Source organism: Bacillus sp. PS95 (genome assembly GCF_037963565.1).
Taxonomy (GTDB): domain Bacteria; phylum Bacillota; class Bacilli; order Bacillales; family Bacillaceae; genus Bacillus; species Bacillus subtilis.
Map to the genome: position 1 here is coordinate 532265 of NZ_CP150160.1, position 22736 is coordinate 555000.

Annotated in this window: 22 protein-coding genes and 1 pseudogene; 12 read left to right on the forward strand and 11 right to left on the reverse strand. The window is 36.3% G+C overall.

Translation table 11 applies throughout. The annotated features are described in order from the left end of the window. Positions 1-36: 36 nt before the first annotated feature. Positions 37-306: pseudogene (locus NSQ12_RS02820) on the forward strand (cystatin-like fold lipoprotein); the annotation flags it as partial. Between the two features lie 206 nt (positions 307-512). Here the strand turns inward: NSQ12_RS02820 and NSQ12_RS02825 are convergent. Continuing rightward, positions 513-1001 carry a DinB family protein gene (locus NSQ12_RS02825; protein ID WP_317680274.1) on the reverse strand — a complete coding sequence of 163 codons (489 nt, stop codon included), beginning with the start codon at positions 999-1001 and terminating at the stop codon, positions 513-515. Positions 1002-1335: 334 nt separating this feature from the next. Between NSQ12_RS02825 and rapI the strand changes: the two genes are divergently transcribed. Continuing rightward, positions 1336-2511 carry a response regulator aspartate phosphatase RapI gene (gene rapI, locus NSQ12_RS02830; RefSeq protein WP_339175847.1) on the forward strand — a complete coding sequence of 392 codons (1176 nt, stop codon included), beginning with the start codon at positions 1336-1338 and terminating at the stop codon, positions 2509-2511. 156 nt (positions 2512-2667) lie between these two features. Here rapI and NSQ12_RS02835 read toward each other — a convergent pair whose 3' ends face one another. Next, on the reverse strand, positions 2668-3921 hold the full coding sequence (locus NSQ12_RS02835) for a PIN domain-containing protein (protein ID WP_339175848.1): 1254 nt from the start codon (positions 3919-3921) through the stop codon (positions 2668-2670). A 59-nt stretch (positions 3922-3980) separates the two neighbouring features. Continuing rightward, the gene (locus tag NSQ12_RS02840) at positions 3981-4787 is read right to left on the reverse strand and encodes a hypothetical protein (protein WP_277736931.1); all 807 of its coding nucleotides are present in this window, start codon (positions 4785-4787) and stop codon (positions 3981-3983) included. A 652-nt stretch (positions 4788-5439) separates the two neighbouring features. On the opposite strand from NSQ12_RS02840, the gene NSQ12_RS02845 reads away from it, so the two are divergent. Further along, on the forward strand, positions 5440-5673 hold the full coding sequence (locus tag NSQ12_RS02845) for a helix-turn-helix transcriptional regulator (protein ID WP_003240464.1): 234 nt from the start codon (positions 5440-5442) through the stop codon (positions 5671-5673). Beyond that, the gene (locus NSQ12_RS02850; protein ID WP_029317379.1) at positions 5670-6023 is read left to right on the forward strand and encodes a hypothetical protein; all 354 of its coding nucleotides are present in this window, start codon (positions 5670-5672) and stop codon (positions 6021-6023) included. Before NSQ12_RS02845 ends, NSQ12_RS02850 begins: the two co-directional genes overlap by 4 nt. A 431-nt stretch (positions 6024-6454) precedes the next feature. On the opposite strand, the gene NSQ12_RS02855 is transcribed toward NSQ12_RS02850, so the two are convergent. Continuing rightward, complete coding sequence (locus NSQ12_RS02855) at positions 6455-7483, reverse strand: fatty acid desaturase (RefSeq protein ID WP_339175851.1); 1029 nt, start codon at positions 7481-7483, stop codon at positions 6455-6457. Between the two features lie 707 nt (positions 7484-8190). Here NSQ12_RS02855 and cspC point away from each other — a divergent pair. Then, on the forward strand, positions 8191-8391 hold the full coding sequence (cspC, locus tag NSQ12_RS02860) for a cold shock protein CspC (protein ID WP_003234247.1): 201 nt from the start codon (positions 8191-8193) through the stop codon (positions 8389-8391). 683 nt (positions 8392-9074) lie between these two features. Here cspC and NSQ12_RS02865 read toward each other — a convergent pair. From NSQ12_RS02865 to NSQ12_RS02875, 3 genes are all read right to left on the reverse strand, one after another. Then, positions 9075-9536 carry a CarD family transcriptional regulator gene (locus NSQ12_RS02865; RefSeq protein ID WP_024572643.1) on the reverse strand — a complete coding sequence of 154 codons (462 nt, stop codon included), beginning with the start codon at positions 9534-9536 and terminating at the stop codon, positions 9075-9077. A 590-nt stretch (positions 9537-10126) separates the two neighbouring features. Beyond that, on the reverse strand, positions 10127-10990 hold the full coding sequence (locus NSQ12_RS02870) for a DMT family transporter (RefSeq protein WP_339175854.1): 864 nt from the start codon (positions 10988-10990) through the stop codon (positions 10127-10129). 231 nt (positions 10991-11221) lie between these two features. After that, positions 11222-12097, reverse strand: coding sequence for an AraC family transcriptional regulator (locus NSQ12_RS02875; protein ID WP_024572645.1), 876 nt, complete (start codon positions 12095-12097; stop codon positions 11222-11224). Positions 12098-12209: 112 nt separating this feature from the next. Here NSQ12_RS02875 and NSQ12_RS02880 point away from each other — a divergent pair, with 112 nt between their 5' ends. Then, the gene (locus tag NSQ12_RS02880; protein ID WP_130573297.1) at positions 12210-13169 is read left to right on the forward strand and encodes a DMT family transporter; all 960 of its coding nucleotides are present in this window, start codon (positions 12210-12212) and stop codon (positions 13167-13169) included. Positions 13170-13321: 152 nt separating this feature from the next. Here NSQ12_RS02880 and NSQ12_RS02885 read toward each other — a convergent pair whose 3' ends face one another. Further along, positions 13322-14194, reverse strand: coding sequence for an AraC family transcriptional regulator (locus NSQ12_RS02885; protein ID WP_068947479.1), 873 nt, complete (start codon positions 14192-14194; stop codon positions 13322-13324). A 226-nt stretch (positions 14195-14420) separates the two neighbouring features. Here NSQ12_RS02885 and NSQ12_RS02890 point away from each other — a divergent pair, with 226 nt between their 5' ends. The 4 genes from NSQ12_RS02890 to NSQ12_RS02905 all read left to right on the forward strand — a co-directional run bounded on the left by NSQ12_RS02890 (position 14421) and on the right by NSQ12_RS02905 (position 18646). Continuing rightward, entirely contained in the window at positions 14421-15809 is a 1389-nt protein-coding gene (locus NSQ12_RS02890; protein ID WP_015715288.1) for a PLP-dependent aminotransferase family protein, read from the forward strand. Between the two features lie 109 nt (positions 15810-15918). Then, on the forward strand, positions 15919-17211 hold the full coding sequence (locus NSQ12_RS02895) for an MFS transporter (protein ID WP_339176657.1): 1293 nt from the start codon (positions 15919-15921) through the stop codon (positions 17209-17211). A 230-nt stretch (positions 17212-17441) separates the two neighbouring features. Beyond that, positions 17442-17816 (forward strand): hypothetical protein, encoded by a 375-nt coding sequence (locus NSQ12_RS02900; RefSeq protein WP_202616991.1) that lies wholly within the window; start codon positions 17442-17444, stop codon positions 17814-17816. A 236-nt stretch (positions 17817-18052) separates the two neighbouring features. Beyond that, positions 18053-18646: a YdeI family protein gene (locus NSQ12_RS02905; protein WP_339175859.1), complete on the forward strand. Its 594-nt coding sequence runs from the start codon at positions 18053-18055 to the stop codon at positions 18644-18646. A gap of 353 nt (positions 18647-18999) precedes the next feature. Here NSQ12_RS02905 and NSQ12_RS02910 read toward each other — a convergent pair whose 3' ends face one another. After that, positions 19000-19659, reverse strand: a complete 660-nt coding sequence (locus NSQ12_RS02910) for a hypothetical protein (protein ID WP_339175861.1) — start codon at positions 19657-19659, stop codon at positions 19000-19002. Positions 19660-19849: 190 nt separating this feature from the next. Here NSQ12_RS02910 and NSQ12_RS02915 point away from each other — a divergent pair, with 190 nt between their 5' ends. After that, entirely contained in the window at positions 19850-20173 is a 324-nt protein-coding gene (locus NSQ12_RS02915; RefSeq protein WP_019712429.1) for a hypothetical protein, read from the forward strand. A gap of 273 nt (positions 20174-20446) precedes the next feature. On the opposite strand, the gene NSQ12_RS02920 is transcribed toward NSQ12_RS02915, so the two are convergent. Then, positions 20447-20722: an HPr family phosphocarrier protein gene (locus tag NSQ12_RS02920; protein WP_213379970.1), complete on the reverse strand. Its 276-nt coding sequence runs from the start codon at positions 20720-20722 to the stop codon at positions 20447-20449. A 332-nt stretch (positions 20723-21054) separates the two neighbouring features. On the opposite strand from NSQ12_RS02920, the gene NSQ12_RS02925 reads away from it, so the two are divergent. Next, the gene (locus tag NSQ12_RS02925) at positions 21055-21600 is read left to right on the forward strand and encodes a TetR/AcrR family transcriptional regulator (protein ID WP_014478954.1); all 546 of its coding nucleotides are present in this window, start codon (positions 21055-21057) and stop codon (positions 21598-21600) included. Between the two features lie 142 nt (positions 21601-21742). Here the strand turns inward: NSQ12_RS02925 and NSQ12_RS02930 are convergent, their stop codons facing one another. Further along, positions 21743-22606, reverse strand: coding sequence for a DMT family transporter (locus NSQ12_RS02930; protein ID WP_003234225.1), 864 nt, complete (start codon positions 22604-22606; stop codon positions 21743-21745). Between the last annotated feature and the right edge of the window lie 130 nt (positions 22607-22736).

Genomic DNA, 22736 nt, shown 5'->3' on the forward strand with positions numbered 1-22736 from the left:
TTTAAATTGTCTAGATGATGTAATCAATATAAAGAAAAACAAGATGACAGTGACCCCGTATATAAACGAGACAATGCACTTATTCGAGTTTATGTCAGAGGCAAATATATTCAATTTGTGTTTTACCCTCTGAAAGATGCTGTTCGTGAACCGACATCGTATCCTATTAATGAGAAAGTCGGCGAAAAGTATCAAGAGATGGATGGTATGCCAATGAACGATGAAAATGATCGACTCGGCTTATCAAGGAAAACACCAGACTATGAAGAAGCAAAAGGTAAAGAAACTAAGTTAGAGGAGTATTAACCATGTGTTTACTTCTCAGCTTCGAAGGGAAAGCGCAAAAGGCGTTAGTTCAGCTTTAATGTGTTTTTAGAATGCAGATCCTTCAGGGTTCAAAAAAACTTAAACAAATAGGAGGCATAATCCTTCTTGGATCAATGCCCTTTGTTAATGAGTACATTCAACAAATTCGCTGATAATGGAATAACTGTAAAGCTAATGAAGCATTTTTAAAAGCTGCGTTTCCTTGCCCAGACTCCTTGCATTTTACTGAGGAATACAATTTGCCCAATATGATATGCGTTGTGCATTGCTAAACTCTTCAGTTCAAGCACTAATGGATTGTCATCAGGAATCGGTCTATACAAATCTTCTAGTTCTGATTTTGCTAGTATTTTTTCAAGTTCACGATGAACAGAAAAGTATTCTTGTTTTGTTTCCTTCCAATTTTGAAAGGTCTCAGTTGGTAATCGATATGTAGCGTCATTATTTTCTGCCTTTGGTTCATTTGCTGTTTCACCAAGAAAGCGTAACAGAATTCTCTTTTCATAGAAAAGTAAATGACAAACTAATTCCCAAATGGAATGTGCCCCCTCAACTGGTTTCCAAATTGCCTGTTCCAAAGAAATATTCTCTAATACTTTTTCAAGTGGTGGAAACCAGTCTTCTTTATCTAAGCAGCTTGCCCATTGTTGTAACAAAAGTGTCCTTACATCCATTTTCTATTCCCTCCAATCTTATCCTTTCGGTCAATATTCATTTGGGCGTGTTGTTTTGGCACAACTTACAATTTCGAGATGAACCATTTGATTACCTCTCTTACTCCACAATGAGAAGTAAGCCATGTATTTCCTTCTCTTTTTTTGTGTCTATGAAAGGATTGCCGTGATGTTGGCGTCGAGTCGCAAAAGTATTGGTATAACCTCAAAAAAACGCAAAGGAGTAGTTATAATGTACCTTTTTGCAATTCATCTTTGTAAAGTAAAGGGTGTTCTGACATAATACAATTAATGTAAATATTTGAACAATTTATGTAAGGATGGGGGAATTTTCTTGCGGAGTGTTTTCTTAGATAAAGATAAAATTCCGTACGACTTAGTTACAAAAAAGTTAAATGAATGGTATACATCAATAAAAAATGATCAAGTTGAAAAAGCAGAGATTATAAAAACAGAAGTAGAGAAAGAATTACTAAACATGGAAGAGAACCAAGATGCATTGTTATATTATCAGCTATTGGAATTTAGGCATGAGATAATGTTGAGTTATATGGAATCAAAGGAAATAGATGATCTGAACAGTGCTTATGAGACTATAAAAGAGATTGAAGAGCAAGGGCAATTAACCGGAATGCTGGAATACTATTATTATTTTTTTAAAGGTATGTATGAATTTAGGCGTAAAGAATTGACTACGGCGATAAGCGCCTATCGAATAGCAGAATCAAAGTTGTCGGAAGTTGAGGACGAAATAGAAAAAGCAGAGTTTTTTTTCAAAGTGTCTTATGTGTATTATTATATGAAACAAACGTATTTCTCCATGAATTATGCAAATCGCGCACTCAAAATATTTAGAGAGTATGAAGAATACGCTGTCCAAACTGTGCGTTGTCAATTTATTGTAGCAGGAAACCTGATCGATTCTTTAGAATATGAAAGAGCCTTGGAACAATTTTTGAATTCTTTAGAGATTGCCAAGGAAAGTAACATAGATCATTTAATTGCTATGTCACACATGAATATTGGAATTTGTTATGATGAATTGAAGGAATATAAAAAGGCTTCACAACATTTAATCTTGGCGTTAGAAATTTTTGAAAAATCAAAACATAGTTTCCTAACAAAGACTTTATTTACTTTAACCTATGTTGAAGCAAAACAACAAAATTATGATGTTGCTTTGATATACTTTAGGAAAGGGCGATTTATTGCCGAGAAAAGTGATGATAAGGAATACTCAGCGAAATTCAAAATATTAGAGGGATTATTTTTTTCTGATGGTGAGACTCAATTAATAAAGAATGCATTTTCATATCTGGCTTCGAGAAAAATGTTTGCAGATGTTGAAAATTTTTCGATTGAAGTCGCTGATTATTTTCATGAACAAGGAAATTTAATGCTCTCTAATGAATATTATCGTATGAGTATTGAAGCAAGGCGAAAAATTAAAAAAGGGGAGATTATTGATGAAAATCAGCCGGATTCTATTGGCAGCAGTAATATTAGGTAGTATATTTTCAGTAACCCATTTACAAGGTGATTTTAACTTTGGTAAAGGGGATATAAATATAGCTTCAGACAGGGTTGGAGCATAAGTAAAATAATAAACTAGAAAGATGTATGATTACAAATATGATCATACATCTTTCTTTTATTCAAATATCATTTAAAAAGGATATTCACTTGCTTGAGAATCGTAATCTTCTTCATCATCCCTAAACATTGAAATATGGTCAATATTAGAGAGCTGAAAAAATTCAATATTTAAATTTGAAGGCTTGGTATCTTTTATATAATCTTTAAAACAGAATGATTCTGCCTCCAACTCTTTTTCACTGTCTATTGACAAAAGAAAGACAATACCTGCCTCTACTTTTACTGTATCTGTAGAGTGAAATTGAAATTTATCTTCCCTTCCATCATGGACTGGATTATATAGATAAACATCTATTTCGGTTTCAATATCAATATCCGCGCTTATTGCTATAGTATCTCCATAAATGTCTATATCCTGAAAACGAACATCGACTAATTGAGGGTGTGAAGGGGAAATATAACCACCCATAAAGTAGTCATCATGAACATCTTCTGGAGACAGATCAGAAAGATGATTCAGAGTAGCACCGTATATCTCTTCGATTAATTCAGATTCGATTATATCTTTAACAAGTCCATGATTTAGTTCTTCTTTAATTTGATCAGATAAATCGTCTATTAGTAGTCTTAAATGTTCTTCTTTGAAAAAATCTTTAATTGCAACTTCATTATGAGCTAAAAAATCATGTACAGTTTTATAAGCGATTATATTAACATTTTTACTTATATCGGGATGAATAGTATATGGCTTTTCTGGAGGTGTTTTTCTAGCTCCTGAAGCTCCAAAATCAGTTGTATTATTTGAGATGAAATAACAATCGTTTAGAGAATTTTTTTCGATATATATTTTATAAGAGTACCAAATAATTGCATCTCTAATTTCTTTCTCGCTATATGTCCTCTTTGTGCCTTTATTATCTATTAGTTCATGTTTTTTTACAAACGGAGGTCTTTCATTTGCATCAACTTCAACAATATGTGAGAGTACATCGGGATCATAAGGGATTACTTCTAATTGTTCCTCTTCTTCTAAATCCGAAAAATATTTTTCTAAGTCTTCTAATAAAACTTCACTCTTGACTTCTATATCAATCTTATCCCGTTTTATATTCAAAAATTGTTTGATCTTTTGAACGGCTTCGTTTAACTTGATTATTTCATGGTCTAAATATTTTTTATGATTTCTCAAAATCTCCTGTAAAACCGTTTCGTTAATAAACAATGTAACATCGTCGTGTTTAGCCAATCTAAGGAGTATAGTCTTCTTTCCTTTTGTTAAGAAGGGATCGTTATAAAATACATTTGTATCTAAAAAAATATTCATTAATTCACTCTCCGCCATTAGTTTTGTATTTTATCGACATTCGCACAAAAAATGTTTATTTATTGACTAATGTTATTATTGTAAGTTTCTTTAATTCTTTTAAATACAAGAGTGCCTATTCCGATTATTAAAACAATCATATCAACGGTTAATAAGGCCGAATATTTGGGCGGGATAATAAAAAAGGATATCAAAAGAAAATAAACTATAGCCAAAATGAAAACAGATTTTTTACTAATTAGATTCCATCTTTGTTCAACTATATCGTCCATGTTAGTTATAAATAAAAATATGCCAAATAAGAGAGCAATTAGTTTCACTTCATACCAAAAGGGGTGGTCTGAAAATAAAAGAATCAACATAGATACAATGTAAACCACTGAAATTACTGATATAAGTATAGGTGTAAAAATATCTTTCAACATTAAGAAAACACGACCTATTGTTTCTGAAATGCTCTCGTCATACGATGAATTTTCATGGGTTTTCATAAGTCGAACAGCCCTTTTAACTTCTTTTTTAATATCGCTTATTTTCTGATCACTATCGTCATTTGAGTTTATAATGTCATTTATTTTGAAATATATTTTGGGATCTATTAAGGGTAATTGTGTTTCTACATAAAGTAAGAAATCATGAGAGCTTATTTCTTTTGAGCTAACAAGGTTATGTTTATTAAGTATTTCAGAAAATATCGCATTACTTTTTTCTCTATCATTTTTTGTGTTTTCTTTGTTTTTATCATATATTGTTTTAACTTGTCGGCTAAGCCACATTACAATAACAAAAAAAAGAATCACAGCCAGCGCCAGAAAATTATCATTTCCTGTTAGGGTTTTCACTGCATCGAATAACATTTTCTCCAAAAAAAAACTCCTCCTATAAAACTCGTCTTTGATTTAAAAACAAAGACATGATTATAAAGTTTTAATCTTACTACCAATATATAGGTAGCTACGAGGGAAATGCAATAATGAAAAAAAACACTGACCAATTTATGCCCAGAATTCATGATAAGACGTAAAAATCAGTGTGAATGATATAACTAAGTGCTATAAATAAAGGCTTTTGTAAATGAAGATATAATTTTACTAGGTTGAGGGCCTAGTGGGTGAATAACCCGTGAAGGTTCAAGTCCTTTCGGCCGCATCAATATACCAAGGGTTGTAGACCTTTGGTATTTTTTGTGCTTATTTTTAAAATTGTCTACCCTTCAGAGTGATAACCAAGAAATATTGTTCGGTTTGCACCACCAGAACCGTTTACTGTTGTTTTTGGAAATTGATCACCTGTTGCATCACTGAATATCATAAAATGTACCGCCAAGAACCACAAATTACAACAGATCGATAAGTGAACCCTGACGGAATCATGAATTTCGTCAGGTTCTTTCTGCATTCTGGTCCATGATTAAATCAAAGTAATCTAAGTAAACATAAAAGTATTTTATATTTTTGTATAAGTTTACTTTACTTTTATATAAGGTGGATTTATAATTTGGTTCAAGAGGTGATGGTCATGAAGAAAGATTTTGGTGATTCGATCTCAAATAAGGTTTATGAATATCGTGTACTTGCCAGATTGTCTCAGCAAGAATTAGCAAAGAAAGTCGGGGTTTCCAAACAAACCATCTTTGTAATGGAGAAAGGAAATTATGTTCCGACTCTGCTGTTAGCTTTTCGAATTGCCGAATTTTTTAATGTGGATGTAAACGAGATTTTTACTTATGAGAAAGGAAATGATCAAAAATGAAAATGAATTCGATCACAGATACGATCACTAACGCAATTTTTTCTCCTTTAAAGTCCTGGGCTGAACATTCTCCGGGAAATTGGAATATTCTTATTGGCAGTGGGTTTGTATTGCTTGTAGTCGGATTGATTCTGACATTCGTATTTACTAAAAAAATGGGTAAGACTGATGAAAGAACAAACCAAATCGCTTTAAAAGGTAGCCTCTGTACGTTATGTGCACTAATTTTTTGCGACTTGCTTTTCCCAAAAGAATATATGTGGCAAGTTTTCTTCTTATTTAAGTATTCTATTGCATTCTTCGCTTCAGCAATCTATCTAGCCGTTCGATATAAAAAAGATTTTTTGTGAATTCAATTACCGAGAAAGATAGTGTCTCTGTAGTTTTAATTGTTTTAGGAGAGGGAACGAATATGAAATCATTTTATAATGAGATTTGGAGATGTGGGAAAGTATGGGGGTTTTTTGCTCGCCAATTATTAACCACAATTCATACAAACAGTTAGAGATGATGTAAAATGTAATGAAAATAAGCTTTCATAACCAGTGATATGAATTTACCATGTTGAGGGCCCAGTGGGGTGAATAACCCGTAAAGGTTCAAGTTCTCTCGGCCGCACCCCCAATAATACAAAGGGTTTAACCATCTTTGGCGTTATTCTTTTGCGGAAAATACGGCAACAAATGTATCGCATTGTGGAGTCCACTAAAAAAGTGCTGACCTCTGCACAACATCGTTGCGCGAGTCTGCACTTTTATTCTGCGATTATGGGGAGTTTATTTTAATCCGTTGTTAGCCGCGCCGATACTTGGCTTTTAGAAGCTTTTTTTAAGTGGCTAAAACCAACAAATTTTTTGCCTTCTTCATCCCATAGGCGGAACTTTAACGACTTAAGGCTTGTTGCCAGTGTAATGGTCGGAACGTTTTGCAATGGTTCAGTGTTGTTATGCACTTTTTCAAGCTTATAGTTTGGGACTCTCGGGCTTAAATGATGAACATGATGAAAACCGATATTGCCTGTTAGCCACTGCATGACTTTTGGAAGTTTATAAAAAGAGCTTCCTTCAACTGCTGCTTTTACATATTCCCAATTCTCATCTTCTTCAAAATAAGAATCCTCAAACGTATGCTGAATATAAAACATCCAAATTCCGAGAGAGCCCGATATCATAAAAATCGGCACCTGAACCAGCAGGAAGTTTTGCCAGCCAATAGCCCAACATAAAAGTGCTGCCAAAGCGACGATCCCCAGGTTCGTTACATACGTATTCATCCGTTCTTTGCGTTTTGCCCCTTTTCGATTAAAACGATTGGCAATCCCGAAGACGTAAATCGGCCCAATAATAAACATAACAAACGGATTTCTGTACAATCGGTACATTATTTTTGTCTTAGTTGAGGCTTCCTTATATTCCTCAACCGTCAGTACCCAAATATCGCCTGTACCGCGTTTGTCCAGATTGCTGCTTGTCGCATGATGGACAGAATGGTCGTGTGCCCAATGATCAAAAGGATGCAGAGTCAGAATTCCTGTTAATGTTCCAAGGATTCGATTCGCCTTTCTGTTTTTAAAAAAGGAATAGTGGCAGCAATCATGAAAGATGATGAAGGTTCTCACTAAAAAACCTGCCGCAACAACAGAAATCGCTAATGTAAGGAAATAAGAAATCGACAAGCTTTTATATGCCAAACACCATAATAGGAAAAATGGCACCAATGTGTTAATGATTTGACAAATGCTTTTGTGTAAATCGGACTTTTCATAAGGTGTAACCAGTTTTCTCAAAGTCCTTAGGTTTTGTTCTTTCATATTCAAAAGTTTCCCCTTCCCTGGTGATCTTCTAAGTGTAGAAAACGTTTTATAGCCTTTGAAGGCCCAACGTGATACACCTCATATATGATAAGTATTCTTCCCATTCATCTGTGAAATTATTGGAAATAATAAACTGATTTCTAGTTTATTATTAGCAGAGTCAGCCGGTATACAAAAGGCGTATGAAGATTATACCCAGCACTTTATTGGGTCAAACTCTCTCAATGCTCCCCCATGGGGATCGATTTATTTGACCGTGAACATTGATTGTTTGAGGAAAAAAGGAATGAAGTAATGGGTATATCCATGAGTGACTGTTTGGAAACATCTGCAGAAACAAAGTTTTACAAGTGAACAGCCCTGCTTTTAAAAGATTATCTTGCTCTTGAACAAGAAACAGCTGAGCTAAGTACTATTAAGCAAAGAAAAAGGTTTGAAGACAACTCGTGATTCATTTTTCACGGTGTTTTCAAACCATAGTTTTTAATAGGCCTCTTATTCTGCGCTGGTATACACATGTTTAACAAATAATGCCATGAATAAATCGTAAATATAATTTGCAGTTATTTCCGATTCCTGATATAATAAAGAAGAATTATTTTTGTTCGGTGTAAAGGATAGTATGAAGATTGACTTTTCGTCTTGATGATACTTTGGGCAAGGATAGTATATACTGTGTGGTTACACACTAGGAGGCAACAAAAATGGAACAAGGTACAGTTAAATGGTTTAATGCAGAAAAAGGTTTTGGCTTTATCGAACGCGAAAATGGAGACGATGTATTCGTACACTTTTCTGCAATCCAAAGTGACGGATTCAAATCTTTAGACGAAGGTCAAAAAGTATCGTTTGACGTTGAGCAAGGTGCTCGTGGAGCTCAAGCTGCTAACGTTCAAAAAGCTTAATCTTCAATCGTTTATACAAACAGGCTCTTTATATAGGGCCTGTTTTTTTATGTCTATATCATACTCAATAAAAAACCCTACTCAACGTTCGAGTAGGGAGATGCTACAAGGTAATAGAAAAAGATTTAAAACTTCAAAGGTTTGTTTACAGTATAACATACTGGATTGACAATATGCGGAATGTATATAAAATATTTAATTTTTTGTTCAAGCATAGATAACTCTTTTTTTCACTAACCTGTTCGTTCATTTAAGTAAGATTAGATGAATTATAAAAATGGTTTCATCTAAATGTTATCAACTCGCATATCTCTTTTATGAGAAGAAGATAAACAATTATTATTCAATGTGGCAGTGGATATAAGAAATTCTTAAAAATAATGAGGAGATCGATTGTTTTTTTCTCCTGGAAATAATCACTTAGAGATACCTAAAACAATGAAAGCCCTACCTCTCTTCCATCCTTACGGCTCCTTGTCCGTGCCAGTGTGAATCAGGATACTAATAACAAGTGACTATTTTATTGAGTTTTTTGGTAAAACTTCAATCTTCGCAGAAGAAATGTAAATAATAAAAATGGATTAGAATGTAGGAATAACAAAAGAGGTCGTTAATGTTCTAAACATAAGTTGGAGAAGATTTGCTTTTCATCATAATATTCCGAAATATTTTTTGGGATGTATCTAACCAAAACTTTTTATTTGTTTTTCAGTGATTCCTTTAATTACTTCCAGTTCACTAATCAAAAATTCATATGCATTATCCAGCATTTTTTTTTCGCTTGCATTAAGTGCTTTTTCTTTCTTCATACGCATTAAATCACGTACAACTTCAGCGCCTTCTTGTATTTCACCTGTTTTTATTTTGTCCGTGTTTATTTTATACCTTTGCTTCCATGGCAGTAACCTATCTGATTCTCCATGCTGAAAAATGTGCATAATGTGTTTTAATGCAAGTATATCGGTAACTGGTCGTATATTCGAACTCAATATTTTACGCGTTGGAATCATAACTGTCATATTACTGATTGACATTCTTATGACATAATACTGTTGTTTTTCCTCTAAGAATTCTTTTTCTTCTATGGCTTCAATTATACCTGCTCCGTGCATTGGATAAACAATGTTATCGCCAATTTGAAACATATCATCCACCTCCATATATGGTAACCTTCTTAAGATTACCATATATGGAGGTGTAATATCAAAATTTTAATAATAACATGATCGAATTTTTGATGTCAATAACTTTTTTGGAAAAACAGATCAAGCAAAAACAATAGGGAACGTGTCGGATTTCCAATCAGGAAAAGGTCAATTGATCCGTGTGATCAGTTTTTCATTGGCTCAATGACATCACAGAAATGATTTGAGTAGAAATAAGAAGGAACGATATTTGTGAAATGTCAGCTAAAAATAATAAAAGCACATGATTAAGTTCTAATTTCTTTACCGATTTGATATGGATAACGGCCCACTTACTTAATGATGCATTTTCACTTATCTTGCGAACAGAAAAAGGTTTGTTGATAAACATTTAGCCACCGAGATTGGCATTATTACCATGGAAATTGAGGACCTTCAAATGGGTATTGAGGTGAAAAGAAAAATAAAGAAAGGAGAGATTATAAATGAAGACCAGAACATAAAGAAGTAAAGGGGAAAGAACAAGGTTAATTGAAAAGCAAACTATATAAAATAGTTTGCTTTTTTTGTTATGAATTCACTTCTTTTTCTTACTCTTTAATGACTAATAAAACACCGCTAAGAATTAAAAACGAACCTATCCAAAATGTCCCGCCTATTTGTTCTCCAAGCAGAATCCATCCGAGTAAGGTTCCAACCAGAGGCTGAAAAAAGAAAAAGAGGCCTCCACTTGAGGCATTTAATAATTGTAAGCCGCGGTTCCACAATAAAAAAGCACAAGCGGTTGAAACAATTCCCAAATACAAAAGACCACCTAGAATTTTAGGGTCAAGCAGTTGTGATGTAAAAATGGTGCTAGGTTTTACAAAAGGAGTTAGCGCCACAATGGCAACAAAAGTTGAATATGTTGTAACAAGTATTGGTGAATAACTGCATGGCACGCGTTTGATAAGCACTGACATCAGTGCCCATGTAAGGGCTGCAACAAGCAGAGAAATACCGCCAAGCTGATTAGAGGTATCAATATGTCCGTTTCCAACTATAAATAATACGCCTGTGGTTGCTAAAATTATTGAAGTTCCTTTTTTTATATTCAATGGTTCTTTAAGTAATAGACGAGCAAAAATAACCATGAACGCTGGTGTGGAGGACGTAATAATTGCTCCCATTTGTGCTGAAGACAACATCGTTCCATATTCTTGTGTAACAATTGAAATGGTGTTGCCAACAATTCCAATGGCCACAATTAATAAAAGATCGCGCTTATGAATTTTCCAAGATTGTTTCCTTATTAAACCAACAATAAGAAGCGCAAGGATGGCGATGACATACCTGATCCAAACCAATTCAAAAGGCGGAATCACTGCGACAACAACCTTAACCACAACATACATGCCACCCCAGATACTAGCGGCTAAAGCTAAATATATAGAACCTAACAGGGTATTTTTCATTTTTTTTGTTCCCTCCGTATTTAAAATTAGGTCAAAAAATGCCCTAACGGAGAGAAGTAGTCACTTTACTCCATTAAGGGCGGAGAAGTGCTACTGGAACATCATTTTCAAATAGTGGAGCTAAAAACATGTTATGATCACCTCGATTTTTAAGAATGACTATCATTATACAATGTTGGTTTTAAAGCCGTAAACACCTTAAGGGGACTCCATTTAATAATAGAATAAACTTTATAAATTCATTTTTTTGTATGATAATGGCGTCATATTCATCGCTTGTTGAAATTTACTTATGAAATAACTGGTACTGTTAAATCCAACTTGATAAGACACTTCTGTCACATTAGATTCAGGGTGTTGCAGTAATAATAAGCTTTTTTGAATTCTATAATCCATTACATAACGTAATGGCGTCTTATTCAGCATTCGTTTAAAATAACGGCAGCACTCAGAACGGCTCAGTTGGCCAGCTTTTGCAATGTCCTCTAATGTGATTTTTTCAGCATAATGGAGATGGATCCAGTTTAACATTTGTTTCATTCGATGACTTTTTATCATTTCAGATTGATCGTACTCTAATTGAAAACCATTAACGACCAGGTTTTTCCACATTAACGTTAATTGCATCGTAATGTCAATCTCATAGAGCGATGTCTTTTGTTGAATCAATTGATTTATTTTTTTAACAGCATCTAGAATATTTTTTGCCCACTGTTGATTTCCATCCAAAAATAAATAGGACAAATTGGTTGAAAACATATAGGGCTGAACATAGCTTGAATACAGTTCCTGAGATAAAACGAAATGGGGTGACACATTCAAGCAAATATACGTACAATCCGAGCCTTCCTTTTCTTCGGCCATGTGCAGGCAGCCACTATTGATAAATAATCCATCCCCTTCGTGAACCTCTATTTTTTCTTCATTTATTTGAAAGAGAGCTATCCCTTTTAGTATCAAAACAAATTGGATTTCATCATGCCAATGAAGCGGAATATAGCCATTTATATTTTGATTGATCGTTGTCTTGTAACAGGCAACTGGTAATTCTACCGTTCGGTGCTCTGTTAATTCTTTTAAATTTTGATCGATCACAAAATTCTTCATTCTGACTTCTCACCTCAATATATTTATATTTTTTCATTCAATTTGAGTATTTTTTATCATGTTTTGCATTTATTATAACACTATTATTATATTTATTAGTGAGGAGTCATGTATGAATACTTCCAATAGAAGAATGGGATTGTTCTATGTTATAACAGGGGCGACATGTTGGGGGATTGGAGGCACAGTAGCCAAAAAACTTTTTCAAGAATATCAAATTGATGTCAATTGGCTTGTAACGACACGCTTGTTTACGGCTGGAATGTTACTTTTAATGCTGCAACTGTTCAGAAAGGATCGGTCTCAGGTTATTGAGGTTTGGAAAAACAAAGCGTCGGCTGGCCAGCTTCTTATTTTTGGCCTATTGGGAATGCTAGCTGTGCAGTACACATATATGGCATCCATTCAACATGGGAATGCTGCCGTTGCTACATTATTGCAATATTTATCCCCAGTAATCGTCATTATCTACACGCTTTTACGAAAACAAACGGTTCTTACCAAACAAGATATCATTACTGTTGTACTTGCTTTAGTGGGTTGCTTTTTTTTGTTAACAAATGGTTCAATATCTCAACTTTCAGTGCCGGCAGCTGCAGTAGTATGGGGAGTTTTATCAGGATTCGCGGCAGCTTTTTATACTTTATATGCCGTTGGTTTATTACATAAATTTGATTCTCTTGTCGTTGTAGGTTGGGCTATGATTATTGGCGGTTTTGCATTGGGTTTTATCCATCCACCATGGCAACTGGATTTTCAACGATTAACTGCTGAGGCGTATGCATATATTTTATTTGTGATATTATTTGGAACAATGATTGCGTTCTGGTTCTTCATAAAAAGCTTGGAAAGCCTTTCTCCCAAAGAAACAAGCCTATTAGGCAGCTTAGAACCTCTATCCGCTGTTGTAACAACTGTCGTTTGGTTAAAAGCGCCATTTGGTTCTTTTCAATGGATTGGTGCTATTTGTATTATAGGGATAACTTTAATATTGGCTTTACATAAAGAGCCTTCTATGCAGAGTGAAAAATCTTTATTAAAGATTAGGAATCATGCAAATCGGGATATATAGGGGCTTTTTTTGCTTACATGACCGATCCGGCAATGAAAAACACTGGTGGAGTTTGAGCCCTCTCGGCAGTATCAAAAATACCAAGGGTTTTGACGCCCTTGGTATTCTTTCTTCAAGAACCTTCAATTCTTCTTCTCTGATCGAAAAACGTATTACTTTTTTGTAATTGGTATCCAAATTTCACTTTTAAAAGATGGTGATGTTACATCCTTATGCTCGTTCCACAATATTTCTGGACCTTCTATTTGTTCGTAATTTGACGATGGAAACCATTCGGAATAAATACGTCCCCATACTTCTTGCAGTGTATCCGGAAATGGCCCGATTGATTCGAATACAGCCCACGTAGAGGCAGGAACTTCAAGCCTTGAGAAGTTATCTGGACACTGTTTCGTTGTGGCTGCGCCAATATAGTGATCGAGTTCTCCGTTTTCCTCTGTCCGACCTTCAGAAAAATTGGTGGATGCACTAATGAGTCCTGATGGTGCTACATTAGAAAGCTCTTTTAGTTTATTTATTGCTTTTTCATCTAAACTTTCCCACATAGATGCAATTTCCGGATTAATTCCTTTGAAAATAATAGGAACTCTTTTTTTAATGCCAACGATGCGAAATGCCTCTTTTTCTTCAATACGGTAGTTCATTTCATTTCCTCCTTTAATTGTTAGCTGGAAGGTCATTCGTGGATAAGCTTTAAGGGAATGGCCATTAAGTCTGGCTTTTGATGGGTTTATGCCATGTAAATTTTGGAATGCCCGTGCAAAAGAATCTGGTGAGTTATAACCGTACTTTATTGCAATATCAATCACTTTTACTTTGCTGTCTTTCAGTTCAAAAGCTGCAAGAGTAAGACGTCTACGACGAACATATTCCGATAATGAAATACCTGCAAGGAAGGAAAACATCCTTTTAAAATGATATTCAGAGCAGAAAGCAAGCTTTGCTGCCTCTTGAAAATCAATATCATTAGTGAGGTTTTCTTCAATATACTTTAACGCCCTATTCATACTTTTAAGCAAATCCATTTATTTGACCTCCTTTAACCAAAGAATAACAGGAGTGAAATGTATTTATCCGACATTCTGTGCACAGTTTTGCAGGATGACTTATATGAAATAAAGTAAGTGATTCACTTGTATTTGTACAGGTTTTATTGAAGCATGCTGTTCATAAAAAGGCATCAATAAAAGAAAGTTATAATTGTCTTATAAGCAGCACATTCATATAATTGAGTGAAAAAGGATGCGTATCATGCCTATCAATTCTTTTGAAAACTATCCGATGAGCTGGAAGCCATCGATTGATAAAGCTGAAAAGCCTATTTATAAAGCACTTGCAGGGCAATTGGAACAGGATATTTTAAACGGAGTTTTATTACCTGGAACAAAACTTCCTCCGCAGCGAGAATTGGCTGATTATTTAGATTTAAATGTGAGTACGATTTCCAAAGCATTTAAAGTGTGTGAGTTAAAGGGGCTGCTGAGTGCGACTGTAGGGAGCGGCACATTTGTATCGTATGATGCGTTGTCGAATGCGTATTTACTTGAGGATACAAAGCCGACACATTTAATTGAAATGGGAGCAATACTTCCAGATCACGCTTCATATGAGCCCTTGTTACACCAACTGAAAAACATGATTCAGGAGGAGGATTATGAAAAATGGTTTAGCTACGGCCGGGCAGGCGAAAGCCTTTGGCAAAAAGATGCAGCTGTAAAGCTCATCCAAAGAGGCGGATTTGAAACATCCGTTGATCACATTTTATTTGCAAATGGAGGGCAAAATGCGATTGCTGCGACATTGGCGAGTCTTTGTAAGCCTGGAGATCGCATCGGTGTTGACCATCATACGTACCCTGGATTAAAAACTGTTGCATCATTGCTTAGTGTGCAAATCGTACCGATAAAATCAGAAAACGATGAAATGAGTCCGGAGTCACTTGAATATGCGTGTAAAAACGAAAATATTAAAGGTTTGTATTTAATCCCGGATTATCATAATCCGACGACTTCCTTTATGTCTGTTGAGAATCGAAGAATGGTTGCAGACATTGCAAAGAAATATAATCTGTTTGTTATTGAAGATGCATCGTACCATCTTCTCAACAAAAATCCGCTTCCGGCACTCGCCTCATTCGCACCGCAACAGGTTATTCATATTGCAAGTTTATCAAAATCGTTAGCGCCAGGCCTGCGTTTGGCTTATGTAGCAGTGCCGAGACAATATAAGGAGCTAATATCAAAGGCGCTTTATAATTTAAATATAACCGTTTCCCCGCTATTAGCTGAACTTACTGCTCGCACGATTGTATCAAATCAATTTGAAGTCTTAATTGAGAGTCATCGTGAACAAACCATTCGCAGAAATCAAATCGTAAACCGATATGTTGCGGGATATATATGTTTAGGTGTTGAAACAGGCATTTTTCGTTGGTTGATGTTGCCGGGGAAAATGACTGGCGCTCAATTTGAAGAGTTGGCTGCTCGACATGGCGTGCAAGTGTATGCGGCTGAACGCTTTGTAGTGGGAAATAGTTGTCCTGAAAGGGCTGTAAGGGTTTCTGTCTGTGCACCAAAAACACTTGAAGAGCTTGAACAAGGATTAATGATCCTGAGACGTTTGCTAGACGATCTTACCTAATATTGTTTGCCATACAATTATGACATTGTATGGCTTTTTTGTGCGTGTTATGATGATCCACATCTAGAGGGAGGTTTATACAAAATTGGCTTTTAGAAAGGAAGGTCAGATGATGTTAGACAAGGACAGCGTAAAAGCAATAGATGTTCAAACTGCTTCATTACAAAGCTACATCAGTTCACCAGAAAAACAAAAATCGTTATACAAGCGTACACTATTCGTTGTGAGTATCTCACAAATTTTTGGCGGTGCGGGGCTGGCGGCAGGAGTGACTGTCGGTGCGCTTATTGCACAGCAAATGCTTGGCACTGATGCGTTTGCTGGTTTGCCTTCTGCTTTATTTACTTTAGGGTCAGCAGGATCTGCATTAATTGTTGGAAGACTTTCTCAACGTTATGGCCGTCGAACAGGTCTTTCAGCTGGCTTTATGATTGGCGGACTTGGAGCAATAGGCGTTATTATGGCAGCAATCATAAATAGTATTTTCTTGTTATTTATTTCGTTGCTTATTTACGGTGCAGGAACAGCCACAAACTTACAGGCGCGTTATGCTGGTACAGACTTAGCAAATCATAAGCAGCGGGCGACTGCTGTTAGTATTACGATGGTTTTTACTACATTTGGCGCAGTGGCAGGTCCAAGCTTAGTGAATGTGATGGGGGATTTCGCTCTTTCTATTGGTGTTCCATCACTTGCTGGCCCTTTCATTTTAGCCGCAGCAGCATATATGTTAGCAGGTGTGGTCCTTTTCATTATGCTTCGTCCAGATCCATTAGTTATCGCAAGAACAATAGAAGCGGCAAATGAAGAGCCTGGTGATAAAGGACATTTGGCGGCAACTGAGCATACAGAAAACAAAAAAGGGATAATCGTTGGGGCAACGGTTATGGTTCTTACCCAAATAGTAATGGTAGCTATTATGACAATGACACCGGTTCATATGAGACATCATGGGCATGACTTGGGGGCAGTAGGGCTTGTTATTGGTTTTCATATAGGTGCTATGTATCTCCCTTCACTGGTTACAGGTGTTCTTGTAGATAGGTTGGGACGTACCGCAATTGCTATTTCCTCTGGAACAACGTTGCTTTTGGCAGGTGTAATAGCAGCATTTGCTCCGGGAGATTCTATGGTTCTTCTCGTCATTGCTCTTTCTTTACTGGGATTAGGGTGGAATTTTGGTTTGATAAGCGGGACTGCCCTTATTGTAGATTCAACTGATACTGCCACACGAGCTAAAACGCAGGGGACAGTGGATGTTCTGATTGCGTTGTCAGGGGCTGCTGGCGGAGCATTATCTGGAATGATTGTGGCAGGTTCAAGTTACCTAGCATTATCATTTGCTGGAGGGATGTTGTCCTTATTACTCATTCCAGTGGTGGTATGGTTTAGGGGACGATAAAGGATAGGATTGTTTAATTTACATTAATTTGTTATATTGTTAGATAAAGTCTATTGCGTCGTCTAATAATCTAACTAACTATAGTTGCTCCATTAAATCTATTATAAAGATTTGACTAGGATTCCTTATAGCTGTGTCACTCACTGCATATTCTTTAATTGAATCACATAAAATGGTTATCGGATTTGAAAAAGGCAGGATTACTCGCTTTAGGTAAAGGAGTCATCACGTTGTTAAAAAGGTTTTCTCTTGTTTTTGTTACACTAATGATGTCTATCGTTGTTGTTTTAGCGGCAGCTAAAGAGTCGCCTGGAGATTATGTCATCTCATTTGATGAACCTATTATCTTGATGATCACAATTGGAATCGTTGTATTTTTATTTATCCCTCCATTAGTCATGTCCTTTTTTGGCAATTTGGTTGTAAGAATAATATCTGGTGTATACCAATGTTTTATCGTTTTCACTTTTCTGGGGCTCATTCCAATTGGATTTCTTATTCCCAATGGCTTTTTGACAATTCTAGTTTCTATTGCAGGAACTTTAGTCAGTATAGCTAGTGTTGCCGTAACCTTATGCATTGGCAAGAATAAAAAAGATATATAATAATCGAATTGTTATTTTTTCAGATTGTCAGTGAAATAATTATACAAGAAGAGAAGGCTTGTGGGCCTTCTTTTTTTGTTGTTGCATCATCCCCACTTTAAGCTTAATCTATTGAATAATAAGAGAAGGAACATATAGAAGAATAAAATAAATACCGAGATGTCAAAAATAAAACTGGACTTCATTATTGTCAATTCACGTAAATGTAAAAAGCTTGGAAAGAGGGGAATTCCTTCATGACAAATAGCAGAACGAATCCGAAGGTTGATGAATTTTTAAGTAAAGTGAAAAAGTGGAAGGAAGAATTTGAGAAGTTGAGAACCATCATTCTTGACTGTGAGCTGACTGAAGATTTTAAGTGGATGCATCCTTGTTACACATACAATAATAAAAATGTCGTTTTAATACATGGGTTTAAAGAATATTGTGCGCTTCTGTTTCACAAAGGTGCCCTATTACAGGATGCCCATGGAATTCTCATTCAACAAACGGAGAATGTACAGGCGGCGCGCCAGATTCGGTTTACAAATGTTCAGGAAATAAATGAGCTAGAAAACATTTTGAAAGCCTATATTCACGAAGCCATTGAAGTTGAAAAAGCCGGTTTGAAAGTGGATGTTAACAAAAATATTGAATTGAACATTCCTGAAGAACTTCAAAATAAATTCGATGAAATCCCTGCCTTGAAAACTGCTTTTGAAGCATTGACCCCGGGACGGCAAAGAGCATACACTCTTTATTTTTCTCAAGCCAAACAATCCAAAACCCGAGAATCGAGAGTCGAAAAATATGTGCAAAAAATTCTCGATGGAAAGGGATTAAAGGATTAGGCACGCCAAGGTTCAGGCTAAAGGAATAGCATCATAGCGTAATAAGATCATTTCTATAGAAGAAAAACAAGCATAGTAAGATGCTTGTTTTTTCTTAGGACAACATTCACTTACTGCTGAAATGCTTCTTTTGATTAACATTGTATGCCACTAGACAGCGTTATAAAATATTAATGCAACACCTAGAAATAGCTCAATGGTACGGCTCATCACATTTAGAATGCCTAGGAGAACTAATAGAACCGGAAGATTTTTCAGCAAGTTACTACACTTCAAACTTTGTTTTTATATTAATATATCTTATTTCCTTATTAACCATTGTATTTAGTCAGGTACAGACAAACGAATACTGATTAATGAATCATCATGATATCAATGAGCCGCTTGATTTTTTCATTGTCACCTGTATCAACATACACTGTTTTTCTGTTTTTTATGATATTCTCAGTCACTTCCCTCATGACGCCTTTTTCTACATCATCAGCAGAATCCCATCGTAAAGGCACATTATATACATGAATCGTGCCATCCCCATTGCCATGATAAGTGACTGATCCATTCACTAAACGAGAACCTGCTAACTGGGTTACATCTTCTGGATAGCTGGCACTTGTATCATCATTAGGATTAATTGGCTCGCCAGCCGAAATATGTCGAACATTCAATTCATCTATCTCTTGATTAGGTCCAAGTTGAAGCCAAACTCTGGCATATTCGATTTTTTCCGAAGAGTATGCTGCCAATACATTGTCTTCTTTGCTTTTCTCTTCTGCTGAAGAGGTATTATTTGCAGCTTTTGTTGCGGATTCTTCTGATTCTGTTATTGGCTCCGCTTCATCCTTGTGTATTTTGGTGCTCTCTTCAGGCTCAGTGTGTTTTTCGTCAGATTGTACAGCAGAAGCTTGATTTGAAGGTTGATGTGCTTCTTCATCCTTACTGCCCGTACATCCAGCAAGCAAAATCATGAGCAGCAGGGCAGTATTGCAATAACATATCTTTCTGCGTTTCTTCATTCTTTCATTCCTCTCTATTAATTCAGGTCAGCTTCATATATAAGTTTATGTATCTAAATATTACCATGGAATAGATAGGATGATATTGAAAACTGTTTAAGAAGAGGAAACGATCTTGAATAACATCGCGAAAACTTAAGAATTCTTAAGAAGTTTTGCCCCTTTTTCTGTGTTTTCAAGCGGGAACATGATGAAGGATTTAGAACGTAAATATCCAGAGTTGAAAAAATTATTGGAGACTTATAATTATAAGTTTTTGGCGCTGGGGATGATTTGTCCAATAGCTCCAACAGATGTCGTTTGTTTTTTATCGGCAGCTGTAGGAATCAAGTATACCACTTACATTTTAACGGTTATCGTTACTAATATCCCTTTATTGATATTTTCGAGTTTCATTGTGATCAATTTTAGTGAGTCATTAATGGGAACTGTATTGGTTGTCGCATCATTTGTTTTGGTTTCTATTGTATCCATTAAAATGTGGAACACCCTTAAGCATAAACGGAGCACATAGAAATGCCACGAGACTAACCATTTATAGCTTATAAGCACCTGTAGAGATTTAAGTTCTTTCGGTATCCAATAATACCAAGGGTATAACTGCCCTTGGTATTATGTTCTGCTGCACATATATAAACCCTCCATTTTCGTTTGTAGATCCTTTTTAATTTTTGTATTTTAGGTTGAATGATCACCAGAAGAAAAATGAACGCATGATCTGAAAAGCTGTTTTGCCGCAAAATAAATAAATCAACGATAACAATCTCGCTACTACGATAGATTTTGATTACTGTATATAATCGTTTTTTAGTAAATGCTCTTTCATTTTTTGAATTGCCTTCGCTTCGTCGGCTCCATGAGCGTATATATGTATTTCGGTTCCGGGTTTAATTCCTAAATCCATAATATCCATTATGGATTTGGGTGATTGTTTGAGGTTAACAGTTTTCCCTTGGTATTCAAGAAAAATATCTGATGTAAACCGATGAGCTATACTGACTAACAGGGTAGCTGGTCGCGCAAACCCTGTTTCCTTAATGATCGTAAATTGTCTTTTAATCATTCTTCACCTCATTAAAGTCTGCCTCTTGACGGATTTATAGTTGGGTTGCAGATCAAATTTGAATTTAGAGTACCTTTAGGATAAGTGATCTAATTTCATCATTTTCTCTGCATTTTGAAATAACACCCTTTCTTTGTGTTTACAAAATAATTCTCAACTAACTAAAATGGACAATGACTTCATTCGGGAAAAAGCATGATTCACTATCAGCTTTTATTTATTATTGTAAATACAAACATGGTGTGTACAATGGTTACATTCAGGCGATTTGTTGATTATTCAACATTCCACTCTAAATTGTTGATTATCTTAAGAAAGTTTGGTGAAAAGCTATGTCCAAAGTGGATAGAAGAATAACCAAAAGCCAAGAGGCTATTAAAATAGCTCTGATTGAGCTGATGACTGAAAAAAGTTTTGATCATATTACGATTAAGGAAATTTCTGAAAGGGCAAATGTAAACCGGGGAACAATCTATCTTCATTACTTAGATAAATTTGATCTATTAGAAAAAATTATGGAAGAGCATATAAACAATATGGGGGATTTTTGTGAGTCGGCAGCTGAAATGGACTGGATTGAATCGACTGTACACTGCATGGAATACCTTGAGAGTAATTATTTATTCTTTTCGACGATGTTAGCCAGTGAAGGCGCTCGATATTTTCGCAGTCAGTTCCTTAAGTTTAATATCGAAGAGTTCAGGAAAGATGTAGATGTAACGAAAGGCAAGAATTACGGCCAAAGTGAAGATGTCATTGTTGAATTTATAGCAAATGCTTACGTAGGGGTAGTGGAATGGTGGTTAAAAAACGAAATGCCTTATCCGCCTCGTGTCATGGCAGAAAAAGTGGGGGAGTTATTAGAGCGGATTTTATAATGGAGGCAGGAAATGGGTGTTGACTTATTTGTCTAGGCGGGAGATTCAAGTCTCCTCGATCGCATACAAAATACCAAGGGTTGCTGGCCCTTGGTATTTTTATACCTTCATGCATTTTTGAAGTTTACGATAAAGGTCTGCCTTACTTTGCAAATCGCCGTGCAGCAGCAACGCACATGATAACGGCGATATTCACTGCTACGAGTGCCCAGCCCACTTTCTCGTGCAGAATCACTGAGGCAAGCAGCAGCCCAAAAAAAGGCTGGAGAAGCTGGAGCTGCCCAACCGCTGCAATTCCCCCTTGGGCAAGACCTCGATACCAGAACACGAAGCCAATCAGCATGCTGAATAAGGATACATATGCAAGACTGAGCAGCGCGGGAACGCCGATCGCCGACCATGAGTCCGGCGTAAAAAAGAACGACAATGGCAGCATAAGAGGAAGCGACAGAACGAGTGCCCATGAGATCACCTGCCAATTCCCCAGACGCCGTGAAAGTTTGGCCCCTTCTGCATAACCAAGACCGCATACGACAATAGAAGCCAGCATGTACGCGTCGCCAAGCGGGGATGAACCTCCCCCCTGAATGAGGGCGAAACCTGCTACTAACAAGCTGCCGGCAGCTGAGAAAATCCAGAAGACGGGGCGAGGGCGTTCACCCCCGCGCAGTACGCCGAAGACCGCCGTTGCAAGCGGAAGAAGTCCAATGAAGACAATGGCGTGTGCGGATGTGACATGCTGAAGCGCTAAAGCTGTCAGCAACGGGAAACCAATCACTACGCCAAACGCTACCACTAATAATGAAATGAGGTCTCTTTTGGCAGGATGCTGCTGCCGGAAGATGAGAAGGAGACCTCCCGCCAGTACACCAGCTATCGCAGCGCGGCAAACGGTGAGAAATAACGGATCGAAGTCTGACACAGCCAAACGGGTCGCAGGCAGCGAGCCGCTGAAAATGAGTACGCCTATAAAACCATTTATCCAGCCATTTGTTGTTTTGTTCATTATAATCACTCCACATATCTTTCTTGTTCATTGTCTGTATTTTCTTAACAAAACCAGCAGCTAAGGATTACAATGACTATAAACTGGAATTGGCCTTTTATAAACAGCCAGTTTTCATAAAAAAATGCAT

Bases quoted from the DNA above. Each gene is read 5' to 3' on its own strand.
- NSQ12_RS02825 (WP_317680274.1), bottom strand. From the start codon at position 1,001: ATGGATGTAAGGACACTTTTGTTACAACAATGGGCAAGCTGCTTAGAT.
- NSQ12_RS02835 (WP_339175848.1), bottom strand. From the start codon at position 3,921: ATGAATATTTTTTTAGATACAAATGTATTTTATAACGATCCCTTCTTA.
- NSQ12_RS02845 (WP_003240464.1), top strand. From the start codon at position 5,440: ATGAAGAAAGATTTTGGTGATTCGATCTCAAATAAGGTTTATGAATAT.
- NSQ12_RS02850 (WP_029317379.1), top strand. From the start codon at position 5,670: ATGAAAATGAATTCGATCACAGATACGATCACTAACGCAATTTTTTCT.
- NSQ12_RS02855 (WP_339175851.1), bottom strand. From the start codon at position 7,483: ATGAAAGAACAAAACCTAAGGACTTTGAGAAAACTGGTTACACCTTAT.
- cspC (WP_003234247.1), top strand. From the start codon at position 8,191: ATGGAACAAGGTACAGTTAAATGGTTTAATGCAGAAAAAGGTTTTGGC.
- NSQ12_RS02865 (WP_024572643.1), bottom strand. From the start codon at position 9,536: ATGTTTCAAATTGGCGATAACATTGTTTATCCAATGCACGGAGCAGGT.
- NSQ12_RS02870 (WP_339175854.1), bottom strand. From the start codon at position 10,990: ATGAAAAATACCCTGTTAGGTTCTATATATTTAGCTTTAGCCGCTAGT.
- NSQ12_RS02875 (WP_024572645.1), bottom strand. From the start codon at position 12,097: ATGAAGAATTTTGTGATCGATCAAAATTTAAAAGAATTAACAGAGCAC.
- NSQ12_RS02880 (WP_130573297.1), top strand. From the start codon at position 12,210: ATGAATACTTCCAATAGAAGAATGGGATTGTTCTATGTTATAACAGGG.
- NSQ12_RS02885 (WP_068947479.1), bottom strand. From the start codon at position 14,194: ATGGATTTGCTTAAAAGTATGAATAGGGCGTTAAAGTATATTGAAGAA.
- NSQ12_RS02890 (WP_015715288.1), top strand. From the start codon at position 14,421: ATGCCTATCAATTCTTTTGAAAACTATCCGATGAGCTGGAAGCCATCG.
- NSQ12_RS02895 (WP_339176657.1), top strand. From the start codon at position 15,919: ATGATGTTAGACAAGGACAGCGTAAAAGCAATAGATGTTCAAACTGCT.
- NSQ12_RS02905 (WP_339175859.1), top strand. From the start codon at position 18,053: ATGACAAATAGCAGAACGAATCCGAAGGTTGATGAATTTTTAAGTAAA.
- NSQ12_RS02910 (WP_339175861.1), bottom strand. From the start codon at position 19,659: ATGAAGAAACGCAGAAAGATATGTTATTGCAATACTGCCCTGCTGCTC.
- NSQ12_RS02915 (WP_019712429.1), top strand. From the start codon at position 19,850: ATGAAGGATTTAGAACGTAAATATCCAGAGTTGAAAAAATTATTGGAG.
- NSQ12_RS02920 (WP_213379970.1), bottom strand. From the start codon at position 20,722: ATGATTAAAAGACAATTTACGATCATTAAGGAAACAGGGTTTGCGCGA.
- NSQ12_RS02925 (WP_014478954.1), top strand. From the start codon at position 21,055: ATGTCCAAAGTGGATAGAAGAATAACCAAAAGCCAAGAGGCTATTAAA.
- NSQ12_RS02930 (WP_003234225.1), bottom strand. From the start codon at position 22,606: ATGAACAAAACAACAAATGGCTGGATAAATGGTTTTATAGGCGTACTC.